Below are 12,994 nucleotides of genomic sequence, written 5' to 3'. Positions count from 1 at the left end.
ACTCCTCGCCGGAGAAGATCGGCAGCCGCGCGCGGAAATCCAGTGATTGGGCACGCGGATAGTCGCCGGGTCCGGCGGCGTGGTCGTGACGATCGCGTTCCAGTACCGGGGGCAGTCCTCGGCCGACGTGCTGGTGGGGTTCGCGATGGCGGCCGGCCGCGCTGGTGCTGCGCCGGACGGCGACCTGCTCGACGAGCCCTACCTCGGGGAGTACCTCGCCGGGCCGGCCGGGTGCGCGGCGGTGTGGCTGCTCGCGTACGTGCTGCGGGCCAACCGGGAGCGCGGCGCGGTGCTCGCCGAGCGGGCGGCGACGGCCGAACGCGAGCGCGACCACCTCGCGCGCCTGGCCGCCGCCGACGAGCGCGCGTCGATCGCGCGTGAACTGCACGACGTCGTCGCGGACAGCCTGGCGGTGATGATCGCGCAGGCCGACGGCGCTAGCTACGCGATCGAGAAGGACGCCGGGCGGGCGCGGGAGGCGATGCGCACGGTCGCGGGCACCGGGCGGGACGCGCTGGAGGACATGCGCCGGATCGTCGCGGTGCTGCGCGGGACGGGGGAGCCGGACCCGTCGCGCCGGCCGGCGGGCGTGGCTGAGCTCGCGGCGCTGGTGGAGCGGTCGCGGGCGGCCGGGCTCGACGTGCGGCTGTCGGTGGGCGCCGTCGGGGCCGTGAGCCCGGCGGTGCAGCTGACCGTGTACCGGGTTGTGCGGGAAGCCCTCACCAACGTGCTGCGCCACGCCGGCCCGTCGCCCCATGTCGACGTGGACCTGACCCGCGCCGCAGGCCGCCTGATCGTCGAGGTCACCGACGACGGCACCGATGACGGCGTGGGGGAGGAACCCGGAGGGAACGGTCTGATCGGGATGCGGGAGCGGGTGGCGGTGCACGGCGGGGAGTTCGCAGCCGGGCCGCGCACCGGAGGCGGCTGCCGGTGCCGGACGGCGTGGAGGCGACCCGGCGCATCTGCGCCCGCCCGGACGGCCCCCGGGTGCTCGCCCTGACCACGTTCGACACCGACGAGGACGCGTTCGCCGCGCTCCAGGCGGGCGCGAGCGGGTTCCTGCTCAAGAACGCGCCCCCGGTACGTGTACTGGCGGCGGGTCGCGGCGGCCGGCGAGGGGGACCGGCCCACCCCGGAGCGGTTCGCGACGATGCGTGACAACGCGCTGGGCCACTGCGCCGACAGCGGCGTCGAGCCGCGCATCCCCGGGATCAGGTCCTGATCACCGTGCGCGACGACCGCGTGGCGCAGGGTACCGATATCTGTGAGCACGTTAAACGGACGCTCGGAACTCGCTCCGCGTCTTGCTAGGAACGTTTCCGTTCTCGCTGGTCACGGGCACTCTTCGGGCATGCGATGGGTGAAGGCGGCACTCCTGTTAGTGGCTAGCGCGGCTCTTGCCGTGGCGAGCTACGTCGTGTTGGACAACATCGCCGTTCCGGCGGCGATCGCGATCATCGGCGTGATCGTCGCGTGCATGTCGGTGGCGCTCAGCGGCTCCGACACCGGCCCGGCCCCGGTGGCGAACCCCCGTGCGGGGGGCCCGGTCCCGTCGGCCGCACCGAACCGTGTCCCGGCCCCGGGTGAGCCGGCGTCCCGGTACCAGCCGGGCTACCGGGACGGTCGCTCCGAGGGGCACGTGCAGACGCACGGCCAGGTGCCGCCGCCGGCGGGCAGGTGGCCGCGACACGTCGACCCCGACACCGAGGCTTGGCGCGAGGCCCGGCGCCGCTAGACCCCGACCCGTACGGCCACAGCCCCCACGCACCGCCGCGTGGGGGCTGTTTCGCGTTCCGGAGCGGCCTGATCACTTCGGGTGACCAAATCTTCATGATGTGACTTGAGCTACTGGACAGTGCGTACGCACGCCCCCGTGACTTCCGTATATTCCACTGTGGTGGATGGCACGCCGGGTGTCTCGACCGTCCCCGCTCCGCACTGACGATCCGTCGTGACCTCGAAGGGGCTCATGAGTCGACGACGCGTAGCGACGTGTGCCGGAAGGTCTCCCGGCGATGGCTGAGCGCACGTTGCTCCGGGCCGTGCTCGACCAGCGCGGCTGGGCGAGCTGGCCGGTGTTCGAGATGCACTTCGCCGGGGCCGCGCGCCGGGTCGCCGAGCGCACCGCGGCCGCCCCGATGAGCATTTCCCAGGCGACGTTCAAGCGGTGGCTCTCCGGCGAGCGCGACCCGCGCAGCCTCGCCGGGGTCGTGCTCGAGGAGATGCTCGGCGTCGAGACCGAGCTGCTGTTCCGCCCCGCGCCCAGCCACGACGTCGTCCTCCCGCGCCCGCTGGGGCTCAGCGAGCGGGCCGCAGCCCTCGCGCTGGACGCCCGCTGGGGCAACTCCCTGCTCTTCCCGACGTCGCCCGCGGCCGGTGTGGACGGTTCCTGGCGGATGGACGGGCTGGGCCTCTTCGACGGCACGGCGATCGCCGTCCAGGCCTATCAGGGGGTGGCGCTCACCGACGACCTGGTCGGGATCGGCGGCGACGACCACCCGCACCTGCGCGCGTTCGTGCGCCGGTTACGTCCGGCGCTGGTGCTGGCCGCGCGGCACGCCTCGGCCGGCACCGGGCTCTACGCGCAGGACGCCGCCCACGTCCGGCGTCAGCTGACGCTCGACCGGCCGGTCGAGGTGCTGCCGATCCCGGCCGCGTACCGCCTCGACGACCTCACCTACGGCTTGATCTGGGCGCTGACCAACCTCGACGACGGGCTCGGTACCGACGACGCGGCGCTGCGGGCCGGCGCCGCCGACCTGGACACCCAGCTCGCCCGGCCGCTCACCGCGGTGGCCCGGGCGGCGCTGCCGGGCCTCTCGTCGGTCGGCGCGACCTGGCTGGGCTCGCGGCACTGCGCCCGCCACACCGTGCGCCGGCTGCCCGAGCGGCCCGACGCGCTGGCGTTCTGGCACCGCGAGTGCCGGGGCGAGGAGTCCGCCGCGCGGCTGTTCTTCCGCCACGACGTGCTCGTCGCCGGGCTGCGGCGCACCGCGGGCGAGACGGTCGCGGCGCACTGCCTGCCCGAGGCCGTGGTGAAGGACAGCCCCGGTTTCGAACGGCTGCTGCTGTTCGCCGCGATCGCGCTCACCGAGTCCCACGGCGTCGCGACGTGGGTCTGCGCCGAGCCGGAGTACGGCCAGGTCGACGCGTTCGCGCTGGTTCCGGGCCGGCGGGCGGTCGTCGGCAACTGGCTGCGCACCCCCGACGTCTGCCAGGTCGACGTGACCGACCGCAAAGCCGCACTGCGCACCTACGAAGACGCCGTCGAGCACGCCCGCGCGCACACCGTCGCCACCGGCACCACCGCGGTGGCCCGGCTGCGCGCGCTCGCGGACTACCTGGACCTGGACTGGTCCTGGACCGTCCGGCGGGCCCGTGAACTGAGCGAGTACGGGCTCGCCGACATGCTGCGGCCCCGCAGCCGCCTCCTGACGCTGAGCCAGGCCGACCGGGTCCTGGCCTTCCTCGGAAAGCTGGACCCCGATGTATGACAGCTCCTCCGCCCACCGCGACGCTCCGGCCGACGCGGTCCCCGGGGACGCGCCGACGTTCTCCGAGGCCCGCCGGCCGGACACCCCGTCCCCCCGCGACGCCCCGGCCCGGGAGGCCTCGCCCCACCCGCCGGGCGGCGTCCACGAGGCCACCAGCACACCGGGCGGTCTGCGGGCGCGGCTCTGGTGGACGGTCGTGCTCGCGCTCGTCGTCGTCGCGCTCATCGGGGCCGGCGCCGCGGTCGTCGCGGCCGCGCTGGAGCCCTCGATCTGGGTCGCGGTCGGCGCGGCCGGCGGCTGGCTCCTGGTGCTGCTGGGCGCGCTGCTCGGCGTCAACGCGGCGGTGCGACCGATCGGCGCCCAGCTCGCGGCCGAGCGGGCCGCCCGCGCCACCGCAGAGCGCGCCGCGTGGGAGGCGCAGTGGCGCGACAACACCAACCGCACCGCGATGGAGGAGCACCAGCGCGGTACGGCCGCCGCCGTCGCCCAGGTCAACGCGGCGCTCGCGGAGTCGGTGCGGGAACTGGTCCGGGTCGCCGACGCGATCCGGGACGGGCAGGCGCCCGACGCCGAGCCCCCCGCGGTGTCGGCCGAGGGCTGGCCGGCGTCGCTGGTGGAGTTGCGTACCGGGGTGCAGGACGTGCTCCACGCGTCGTTCGGCGTCGCGACGCTCACCGCGTCGCATCAGCCGGTCGGTGTGCTGATCACGCTCGCGCGGCGCCTGCAGCCGCTGATCCACCGCGCGATCAAGGAGCTCGACGCGCTGGAGAACCAGGTCGAGGACCCGGACATGCTCAACGCGCTGTTCCAGCTCGACCACCTGGTGACCCGGGCCCGGCGGCAGGCCGAGAGCATCGCGGTGCTGGGCGGGGCGACCGCGCGGCAGATCCGCAAGCCGGTGCCGGTCTACACGGTGCTGCGCCAGGCGATCGCCGAGATCGAGCACTACGGCCGGGTCAAGGTGCTGCGTCCGGTGCAGGGCATGGTCACCGGGCACGCGGTCACCGAGGTCATCCACCTGATCGCGGAGCTGATCGAGAACGCCACCGTGTTCTCCCCGCCGGACTCGCGGGTGCAGGTCCAGGTCGACCTGGTGCCCGACGGGCTGTCGATCGAGATCGACGACCTCGGGCTGGTGATGCCGGCCGACGTGCGTCAGCGGATGAACCAGCTGCTCACCTCGCCCGAGCGCCTCGACGTCGGGGAGCAGCTCAAGGACGGGCGGATCGGGCTGATCGTCGTGGCCGCGATCGCCCGGCGCTACCAGATCCGGGTGCGGCTCGAGCGCAACGAGCGCGGCGGGAACCGGGCGCTCGTCGTGCTGCCGGCGAAGCTGCTCGCCGAGGAGCCGCTGCGCCGGCCGGATCTCGGCCCGTCCGCGCTGCCCGCCGCCCCGGTGGCGGTGGCCGCCGCACCCGAGGCCGTCGCGGCGGCGTCGTCGCCGGTCCGGCACGCCCCGGCGGACTACGCGCCGAGCGGGCCGGCATCGACCGGGTCGGCATCGTCGGGGCCGACGTCGTCCGCGCCCGAGGAGTTTCCGCCCGCGCCCGGCCGGTACCCGGCCGCCCCGGCGTCACCGGCCCCGGCCGGGTCCGCGTCGGGCGGCTCGTGGTTGAGCCCGTTCGTCCCCACCGGCACGCACCCGGTGGAGACCCCCGCGCCGCGCCCGGACCGGGACGACACCGGCGGGATCGGTCTCACCGAGGCCGACCGGCAGCGCCTGGCCGAGCTGGGACGGGCCGCGTTCGGCGACCCCGACCGCGCCCGGCCGGGAGCGTCCCGCGGCACCGCGTCGGTGAACCCGCCCGGCGACCGGGGCCCGGATCCGTCGCGGCCGCCGCTGCCGCGCCGCGACGGCCAGCACATGGCACCGGAACTGCGGGGCAACCCCGAGCGCGCCGAGGGGCCGGAGCCCGGCGCGCACAACCCGGGCCTGTTCGCGTCCTATCAGCGCGGACGCGAGCGGGCCGACACCGAGGAACCGCCGAACGGCAACTGAGTACCACCGGCGCGTTCGTCACCCTTCGAGAAAGTGCTCCGCGATGACCGAGATGTACTCCACCCCCGCCCCTGCGAACCTGACCTGGCTGCTGGACGAGTTCACCCGCGACACCCCGGACGTGCGCACGGCGATCGCCGTGAGCGTCGACGGGATCTCCACCTACGCCAACACCGGGATGTCGGTGGCGGACAACGAGCGGCTGGCCGCGATCACGGCCGGCTTCCACAGCCTCGCGCTGGGCATCGGCGCCCACTTCGACGGTGGGGTCGTGCGTCAGGTGGTGACCGAGCTGGACAAACTCCTGTTCTTCGTCGCCGCGGCCGGGCGCAACACGCTGCTCGCGGTGCTGGCCGCTCCGCACGCCGACGCGGGCATCGTCGGTTACGAGATGACGCTGCTGGCGCGGCGCGTCGGCGACTACTTCGCCACCGCGTCCCGGGTGGGCAGCCATCGAATCGATGACTTCGCCGGGTGAGGGTCGTCCTCGGCCGTGGGTCGAGGACGACGAGACCGAAGCGGTGCGCCCCTACGCCGTCACCGGCGGGCGCACCACCCCGAGCGTGCCGGTCGACCTGATGGCCCTGGTCCGGGCCACCGGGTCGGTGCCGGAACACCACCTGGACCCCGACCAGCTCTACGCCGTGCACGCCTGCGCGCGCGAGCCGCGGACGGTGGCCGAGCTGGCCGCGACGCTGCGCCGGCCGGTCCAGGTGACCAAGATCCTCATCTCTGACCTCATCGGGCTGGGTGCCGTGCGGATGCGGACGCCCGTGGCCGCCATCGGTGGACACACCCACGAACGCCTCCTGGAGAAACTGCTCGATGGCCTCGAAAATCTCTGACGACGACCCGGACGCCGCGTTTCCGTTCGTGCCGCTGAAGGTCCTGGTGGCCGGGGGGTTCGGCGTCGGGAAGACCACGCTGATCAAGTCGGTCAGCGAGATCACGCCGGTCACCACCGAGGCGCTGATCACGACGGCCAGCGCCGCCCTCGACCGGCTCGAGGGCATCGAGTCGAAGAACACCACCACGGTGGCGATGGACTTCGGCCGGATCTCGTTCCCGGCCCAGCAGCTGAAGCTGTACCTGTGGGGGACCCCCGGCCAGGACCGCTTCTGGTTCATGTGGGACGAGCTGGCGCTGGGGGCGGTCGGCGCGATCGTCCTGATCGACACCCGGCGGCTGGCCGACAGTTTCCCGGCCGTGGAGTACTTCCTGGACCGCGACCTGCCGTTCGTCGTCGCGGTCAACGAGTTCGACGGCGCGTACCGCTACACGCCGGACGAGATCACCGAAGCGCTGGCGCTGCGCCCGGGTGTACCCGTCGTCCACTGCGACGCGCGCCTGGCCCGCTCGGTGACCGATGTGCTGATCGCGGTCGTGCGCCACTCGCTGGCCACCGCCGCCGCTACTGCGAACGGGAGTTGACATGCCTTTCGATGACGAGACCGGGCTCGACCTGCCCCGGGAGGACGCCGACGCGCCCCAGCGCGTCGCCCGGCTGCGTGAGCTGGGCCTCTACGACACCCCCGACGACGGGTTCGACGAGCTCGCGGCGAAGCTCGCGCAGGACGGGGCGAGCCTGGCCGGGATCGAGTACGCGCCGTACGCGATGGTGAATTTCCGCACCGACCGGCACCAGTTCTTCGCCGGTCTGCACGTGCCGGCCGAGCTCGTGCCCTCCGGCGACGGCGACGGTGTGTCGCGGGTGATGGATCTGCAGCACGGCTACTGCCCGGAGGTGGTCGGCCGCGGGAAAGCCCTGGTCCTCGACGACGTGTGCGCGCACCCGCGGTTCGAGTCGAACGAGGTGGTGGACCTGATCGGGATCCGCTCCTACCTCGGGGACGTGGTGCACGATCCGCGTACCGGGATCGTGCTCGGGACGGCGTGCATCGTCGACACCGACCGGCGGGCCTGGGGGCGGGCCGGACTGAAGCTGATCAAGGAATCGGTGGCGCAGATCGAGGCCCGGATCTGGGAACTGGGCCGCTGACACCCGTCCGGGGTGACGACGGGTTTCCGGGCCCACGAGCCCGGAAACCCGTACCAGCTCCGGTCAGACGGCTTCGATCAGCGCCTCGGCGTGCAGCGGCACGACCTCGCCCGGTTCGGGGGTGAACCGGGTCGACCACGGTGCGCCCTTCACCGTGCCGAGCGCGTACTCGGCCAGGCGCAGCCGCTGCACCGCCGACGTCCCGGCGGGCGGCAGGATGTGGAACGCGTCGCGCTGGTACCGGGCGATCGGGGAGTCCTCGGGGAACAGCCCGTGCGCGCCGTGGATCTCCACCGCGAGCCGCGCGGAGTCCAGCGCGTACTCGGCGTTGATCAGCTTCGCGTTCTGCAGCTCGGCGTCGCAGGCGATGCCCTGATCGAGCAGGTGCGCGGCGTGGTAGGCGGCCAGCCGGGCGGTCATCAGCTGCGACTGCATGCGTCCGATCTGGTCGCGGACGGTCGGCAGGTCGGCGACCGGCTTGCCGTAGCGCCGCTGCCAGCGCGCGAACCGGACGGTCTCGGCGACCAGCGCCTCGTGGATGCCGAGCGAGACCGCGGTCAGGTTGGGCCGCCCGACCAGGATGCTGGAGGAGTAGGCCACGTCCAGCCCGTCGCCCTCGGCGCCGAGCCGGTTGGCCAGCGGCACCCGGCAGTCGTCGAAGATCAGCTCGCCGAAGCTGAACCCGGGCAGGCCGACGGCCGGTCGGTGCGGCGCGAGCGAGAACCCGGGGCGGTCGGCCTCGACCAGGAACGCCGACAGGCTGCGGCTCCCGCGCTCGCCGGTGCGCGCGACGACCCCGTGCAGGTCACCGACGTGGCTGTTGCCGACGAACGCCTTGCGTCCGTTGAGGACGTAGTGGTCGCCGTCGCGGCGGGCGGTCGTCGACATGCCGAGCACGTGGCTGCCCGACGTGGTCTCGGTGACCGCGATCGTCGGCAGGCAGTCGCCGGCGGCCACCGCGGGCAGCCACCGGTCCTTCTGCGCGGGCGTGCCGAAGTGGATGATCTTCGCGACGCCGAGCTGGGAGGCCTGCGCCATCGCGCCCATCGCGGCGCTGACGCGGGAGAGCTCCTCGATGATTATCGTCTTCGCGACGTGGCCGGCGCCCATGCCGCCGTGCTCGGCGTCGATCGCCGCGCCGATCCAGCCCTGGCGGGCGATCAGCCGGGAGAGCTCGTGGGCGACGCCCCGATCTGCTTCCATCGCCGGGACGCGGGGGAGGACCTCGGTCTCGGCGAAGGCCCGCACCTCGTGTCGGATCCGGTCGTGGGAGTCGGTGGCGAAATAGCCGTCCATACACAGCCTCCGTCGCGAGTCGCCGCCCGGGAAGCACCGTGTGCGTGCCGGATCGACGACGAAGTTGCTGTCGGGGGTGGGAGCGTCCGCGGTGACTGCTCCGTCGTTCGGGGGCGCCGGAGCTAACCCTGGCGTGTGTGGGGACCGGACGCACCCGTTGCAGGGGGTCATTCGAGGGTCACTTCTGGTATTCCCGGATGCGTGGGTTCCCACGTCCGGCGGGACGTACCGGGACGAGAGCCGCAGATGACGCACCCCGGCGGTCCGGTACCGGCACCCGGAATGCGCTGGAACCATCTCGTTGGCCTGTCCGCTACCTACCGTAACGTCGGGTCGGCGCCGGACCGCGGGGCTTCCGGGCCGCTGCGTACCTTCTGCGCTGGGTGCGACCACTGGGGTCGCCGCGACGCATTGGAGGCTTCGCGCCGTTTCGCCGACTATCCGAGGTTCGCCTGACGATTCAGTATTATCCGGGCAATCGTCGCGTAAAGGGTGGAGAGGGCATGCTGAAGCCGTTCCCGGACGCGTCGGCGCCGCCGCTCATCCACGTCGGCCGCGAACCGGTGTACGACCGGAACGGACTTCTCGTCGCCTACCGGCTGCGCTTCCGCGACACCGCCGACGGCGCCGAGACGACACCGGCCCGGACGGCCGCGCTCAGCCAGCTGATCGTCGCGGCGTTCACCGAGTACGGCCTCGACGAGCTGGTCGGGCCGGCGGGCTGCTTCGTCACGGTCAACCGGGACTTCCTGACCGGAGCGGTGCCGGTGCCGTTCGCGCCCGGGCGGGCCGCGCTGCTGCTCGCCGAACCGTTCGTCCTCGACGACGCGACGCTGGCCGGCGCGGCGACGCTGGCGCGGCGCGGGTTCTCGCTCGCGGTGGACCTGCGGGGCGGGGAGTGGGGGCCGCTGCTCGAACCGTTGTTCGGGCTGGTGTCGTACGTGACGCTCGCGGTACCGGAGGACGACGCCGGCTTCCGGGCGCGGTGGGCCCGGTTCCCCGGCGTGCACCTGATCGCGGCCCCCGGTACCGAGGGCGACCCCGGCCGCGCCGCCGCCTTGGGCTTCGAGCTGTTCGAGGGGCACGGGCCGGGCGTGGTGTCCCGGCCCCGCCTGTCGTCGTCCGCGACCGCCCGGCTCCGGCTGATCGCGGCGCTCAGCCGCGAGGACGTCGACATCGACGACGTCACCGCGGCCGTCGAGCAGGACCCGGCGGTCAGCTACCGGCTGCTGCACGCGGCCGGGGCGGCGGCGTCCGGCCAGACCACCCGGGTCATCTCGCTGCGCGAGGCGGTGATGCTGCTCGGCCTCGACCGCATCCAGGGCTGGGTGACGCTGATGCTGCTGGCCGACGGCGCGGTCGGGGCGGCGCTGGACAAGCACGCCGCGTCGGTGGTGCTCGGGCGGGCCCGGTTCTGCCGGAACCTCGCGGGGGCGTTCGGCGCGCCGCCGGACAGCGCGTTCACCGTCGGGTTGCTCTCCGGCCTCGCCGAGATCCTCGGGACCCCGGTGGCGCCGCTGGTGGCCGCGCTGCCTTTGGCCGAGCCGCTGGTCGGAGCCCTGGTGGCGGGCGAAGGGGTGCTCGGCGCCGTCCTGCGCACCGCGGTGCGCTACGCCGGCGGCGTCGTCGACCGCCTCCCGGGCGTGCTCGCCCCACCCGACCTGGTCCACGCGCAGTTCAACGCCCTGCGCTGGACCAACCACCTGCTGGCCGCCGCCTAGGTGCCGATCGCCGCCCGGGGGACCAGGCCCTCGGACAGCTCCGGGGGGAGCGTGCCGCGGTGCAGCACCCCGAGGCGCTGGGTGGCCCGGGTCAGCGCCACGTAGAGGTCGTTGCGCCCCCGCGGGGACGCGTCGATCATCGCGACCGGGTCGGCCACCAGCACGACGTCGAACTCCAGCCCCTTGGCCTGGGTGGCCCCCAGCACCACCATCGGCGCGGTCAGGTCCGGATCCGGCCCCGACGACGCCTCCGGCAGCGCCGCCGCGACCTCCGCCGCCGCCGCGTCCGGCGTGATCACCGCCAGCCGCCCGTCGCCCAGACCGGCCCGCTCCGCGCGCGCCACCGCGGCCACCTCGGCCGCCGAGCCCGCGACGCACTCCCACGGCCCGACCCCGACCGCACGCACCGCCGACGGCGGCTCCGAGTCCGCGTCGAGCGTCTCCAGCAGCGGCACCGTGACCGCCATGATCTCGGCCGGCGTCCGGTAGTTCACCGACAGCCGGGCCAGCCGCCACCGGTCCCCGACGAACGGGTCGAGCGCCTCACCCCACGAGTCGAGCCCGCCCGGGCTGGAGGTCTGCGCGACGTCGCCGACGAGCGTCATCGACCGGGTCGGGCAGCGGCGCATCAACACCCGCCACGCCATCGGCGAGAGCTCCTGCGCCTCGTCGACGATCACGTGCCCGAACGTCCAGGTGCGGTCGACCGCCGCGCGTTCGGCGACCGTGCGCCGGTCGGCGACCCGGCTGCGCTCGGCCAGCCGCCGGGCGTCGATCAGGTCGGTGGCGGTGAGCACCTCCTTGTCCTCGGTGCGCGACCCGGCGGCGACCTCGAGCACACCCTGGGCGTAGGCGATCTCCTCGTCCCGGGCCTGCGACGCCCGGGCCCGCACCGCCCGGTCGTCCTCGCCGAGCAGCTGCGCGGCCTCGTCGAGCAGCGGCACGTCGGCCACCGTCCACCCCCCGGGCGCCCCGATGCCCGCCGGGCGCACGAGCAGCGCCTGCTCGTCGTCGGTCAGCAGACCCGCGGCCGCCGACGCGAGCCGCGCCGGGTCGTGGAACAGCTGGGAGAGCAGCCGCTGCGGCGTCAGCTGCGGCCACAGCGCCTCGCAGGCCGCCGCGACCCGGGGGTCGGTCGCCGCGATCGCCCGCAGGTCCAGCGCGGTCTCGGCGTACGGGTCCGCGTCGCCGTCGGCGGCGTCGAACCCGAGCCGCTCCAGGTCCCCGCGCGCCGCGCCGTCGAGGTCCATGCCCCCGAGCAGCTCGGCCGACTCCGCCTCGAGCCGGTCGGCCAGCCCCTGGGCCTGCGCGGCCAGCTGCCGGGCGACCTCGTCGACGACCAGGCGCACGAACGTCGACCGGGCGCGGTTGTGCGGACGCCGGGTCTCGCGGGCCCGGTCGGCGGCCTCGGTCCAGAAGCCCGGCTCGAGCGTCACCACGTCGTCGCCGACGCGCACGTCGAACGGCTCCCCGGGCGGCCCCTGGCGATCACGCACCGCCTGCGCGACCACCTGCGCCATCACCGGCCGCCCCTTCACCGCCGCGGCCGCGGCCGGCTCGGACCGGCTCGCCACCACCCCGGGGAACAACCCGCCGACGGTGGAGAGCAGCACGCTGGTCTCGCCGAGCCCCGGCAGCACCTGCCCGATGTAGCGCAGGAACGTCGTGTTGGGCCCGACGACGAGCACACCCCGCCCGGCGATCCGCCCGGAGTGGTACAGCAGGTACGCGGCGCGGTGCAGCGCCACCGCGGTCTTGCCGGTGCCCGGCCCGCCCTGCACGACGAGCACCCCGGTCTGGTCGCTGCGGATGATCGCGTCCTGCTCGGCCTGCAGCGTCGCGACGATGTCGTGCATCCGGCCGGTGCGGCTGCTGTCGACCGCCGCGAGCAGCGCGGCCGCGCCGGAGAGCTGCTCGCGCCCGGCGTCGGGTGCCCCGTCGAGCACCTCGTCGTCGAGCGACACCACCCGCCGGCCCCGGGTGACGATGTGCCGCCGGCGGTGGACGCCCTCGGGCGCGGCGCTCGTCGCGACGTAGAACGGCCGGGCGGCCGGCGCGCGCCAGTCGAGCAGCATCGGGTCGGCGTCGGCGTCCTCGGCCGGCAGCCCCACCCGCCCGATGTAGTGCCGCCCGCCGTCGCTCAGGTCCAGCCGCCCGAAGCACAGCCCGTGCTCGGCGGCGTCGAACCGGGAGAGCCGGGAGGCGTACTCGGTGAACGCCGAGTCCCGCTCCGAGCGGGCCTGGGCGGTGCCGCCGGTCTGCGCCGCGACCTCCGCCAGCCGGGAACGCGTCGCGCCCCGCAGTTCGTCCAGCCGCGTGTACAGCCGGGTCAAGCGGTCCTGCTCGGTGTCCAGGTCGGTCGTGCCCCTGGCCGTCGTGTCACTGTCCGCGAGAGACAAAAGTCCACCCTCGTGTGTCGCCGGTCAATGCGGTGGTGCGCGCTCGATGGTGCGCGGCCCCAACGTCGAAGAACAGTCTTGTT

The 12,994-nt window shown here is 74.3% G+C and carries 11 protein-coding genes and 1 pseudogene; 10 read left to right on the top strand and 2 right to left on the bottom strand.

The window, feature by feature from the left end; translation table 11 throughout:
- The first annotated feature begins 145 nt into the window (after positions 1 to 145).
- The 9 genes and pseudogenes from CRYAR_RS21860 (at position 146) to CRYAR_RS21820 (ending at position 7,495) form a co-directional block, all read left to right on the top strand.
- On the top strand, positions 146 to 1,003 hold the full coding sequence (locus tag CRYAR_RS21860; RefSeq protein WP_342673870.1) for a sensor histidine kinase: 858 nt from the start codon (positions 146 to 148) through the stop codon (positions 1,001 to 1,003).
- A pseudogene (locus CRYAR_RS21855) lies at positions 925 to 1,107 on the top strand (response regulator); the annotation flags it as partial. The gene CRYAR_RS21860 and the pseudogene CRYAR_RS21855, both read left to right, overlap by 79 nt.
- Positions 1,108 to 1,354: 247 nt before the next feature.
- Entirely contained in the window at positions 1,355 to 1,738 is a 384-nt protein-coding gene (locus tag CRYAR_RS21850) for a hypothetical protein (protein ID WP_157017951.1), read from the top strand.
- Positions 1,739 to 2,018: 280 nt separating this feature from the next.
- A complete protein-coding gene (locus CRYAR_RS21845; protein WP_035854443.1) occupies positions 2,019 to 3,497 on the top strand; it encodes a hypothetical protein in 1,479 nt (492 codons plus the stop codon).
- Entirely contained in the window at positions 3,490 to 5,496 is a 2,007-nt protein-coding gene (locus tag CRYAR_RS21840; RefSeq protein WP_051570773.1) for an ATP-binding protein, read from the top strand. The genes CRYAR_RS21845 and CRYAR_RS21840 overlap by 8 nt, the downstream gene beginning before the upstream one ends.
- Positions 5,497 to 5,539: 43 nt before the next feature.
- The gene (locus tag CRYAR_RS21835) at positions 5,540 to 5,974 is read left to right on the top strand and encodes a roadblock/LC7 domain-containing protein (RefSeq protein ID WP_051570772.1); all 435 of its coding nucleotides are present in this window, start codon (positions 5,540 to 5,542) and stop codon (positions 5,972 to 5,974) included.
- A complete protein-coding gene (locus tag CRYAR_RS21830) occupies positions 5,958 to 6,341 on the top strand; it encodes a DUF742 domain-containing protein (protein ID WP_035854435.1) in 384 nt (127 codons plus the stop codon). The genes CRYAR_RS21835 and CRYAR_RS21830 overlap by 17 nt, the downstream gene beginning before the upstream one ends.
- Complete coding sequence (locus CRYAR_RS21825) at positions 6,322 to 6,927, top strand: GTP-binding protein (protein ID WP_051570771.1); 606 nt, start codon at positions 6,322 to 6,324, stop codon at positions 6,925 to 6,927. The genes CRYAR_RS21830 and CRYAR_RS21825 overlap by 20 nt, the downstream gene beginning before the upstream one ends.
- A 1-nt stretch (position 6,928) precedes the next feature.
- Positions 6,929 to 7,495 carry a GAF domain-containing protein gene (locus CRYAR_RS21820; protein WP_035854427.1) on the top strand — a complete coding sequence of 189 codons (567 nt, stop codon included), beginning with the start codon at positions 6,929 to 6,931 and terminating at the stop codon, positions 7,493 to 7,495.
- A 63-nt stretch (positions 7,496 to 7,558) separates the two neighbouring features.
- On the opposite strand, the gene CRYAR_RS21815 is transcribed toward CRYAR_RS21820, so the two are convergent.
- Positions 7,559 to 8,791 carry an acyl-CoA dehydrogenase family protein gene (locus CRYAR_RS21815; RefSeq protein WP_051570770.1) on the bottom strand — a complete coding sequence of 411 codons (1,233 nt, stop codon included), beginning with the start codon at positions 8,789 to 8,791 and terminating at the stop codon, positions 7,559 to 7,561.
- A gap of 503 nt (positions 8,792 to 9,294) precedes the next feature.
- Here CRYAR_RS21815 and CRYAR_RS21810 point away from each other — a divergent pair.
- Positions 9,295 to 10,512, top strand: coding sequence for an EAL and HDOD domain-containing protein (locus tag CRYAR_RS21810; protein ID WP_035854419.1), 1,218 nt, complete (start codon positions 9,295 to 9,297; stop codon positions 10,510 to 10,512).
- Here CRYAR_RS21810 and CRYAR_RS21805 read toward each other — a convergent pair.
- Positions 10,509 to 12,911 (bottom strand): HelD family protein, encoded by a 2,403-nt coding sequence (locus CRYAR_RS21805; RefSeq protein ID WP_051570769.1) that lies wholly within the window; start codon positions 12,909 to 12,911, stop codon positions 10,509 to 10,511. The two genes, CRYAR_RS21810 and CRYAR_RS21805, sit on opposite strands and share 4 nt — an antisense overlap.
- Positions 12,912 to 12,994: the final 83 nt, after the last annotated feature.

The organism is Cryptosporangium arvum DSM 44712, assembly GCF_000585375.1.
GTDB classification, from domain to species: domain Bacteria; phylum Actinomycetota; class Actinomycetes; order Mycobacteriales; family Cryptosporangiaceae; genus Cryptosporangium; species Cryptosporangium arvum.
Note: the sequence above shows the minus strand (reverse complement) of the source record. Positions and strands in the feature narration are given on the sequence as shown.

Bases quoted from the DNA above. Each gene is read 5' to 3' on its own strand.
- CRYAR_RS21825 (WP_051570771.1), top strand. From the start codon at position 6,322: ATGGCCTCGAAAATCTCTGACGACGACCCGGACGCCGCGTTTCCGTTC.
- CRYAR_RS21815 (WP_051570770.1), bottom strand. From the start codon at position 8,791: ATGGACGGCTATTTCGCCACCGACTCCCACGACCGGATCCGACACGAG.
- CRYAR_RS21835 (WP_051570772.1), top strand. From the start codon at position 5,540: ATGACCGAGATGTACTCCACCCCCGCCCCTGCGAACCTGACCTGGCTG.
- CRYAR_RS21845 (WP_035854443.1), top strand. From the start codon at position 2,019: ATGGCTGAGCGCACGTTGCTCCGGGCCGTGCTCGACCAGCGCGGCTGG.
- CRYAR_RS21840 (WP_051570773.1), top strand. From the start codon at position 3,490: ATGTATGACAGCTCCTCCGCCCACCGCGACGCTCCGGCCGACGCGGTC.
- CRYAR_RS21830 (WP_035854435.1), top strand. From the start codon at position 5,958: ATGACTTCGCCGGGTGAGGGTCGTCCTCGGCCGTGGGTCGAGGACGAC.
- CRYAR_RS21860 (WP_342673870.1), top strand. From the start codon at position 146: ATGGCGGCCGGCCGCGCTGGTGCTGCGCCGGACGGCGACCTGCTCGAC.
- CRYAR_RS21850 (WP_157017951.1), top strand. From the start codon at position 1,355: ATGCGATGGGTGAAGGCGGCACTCCTGTTAGTGGCTAGCGCGGCTCTT.
- CRYAR_RS21820 (WP_035854427.1), top strand. From the start codon at position 6,929: ATGCCTTTCGATGACGAGACCGGGCTCGACCTGCCCCGGGAGGACGCC.
- CRYAR_RS21810 (WP_035854419.1), top strand. From the start codon at position 9,295: ATGCTGAAGCCGTTCCCGGACGCGTCGGCGCCGCCGCTCATCCACGTC.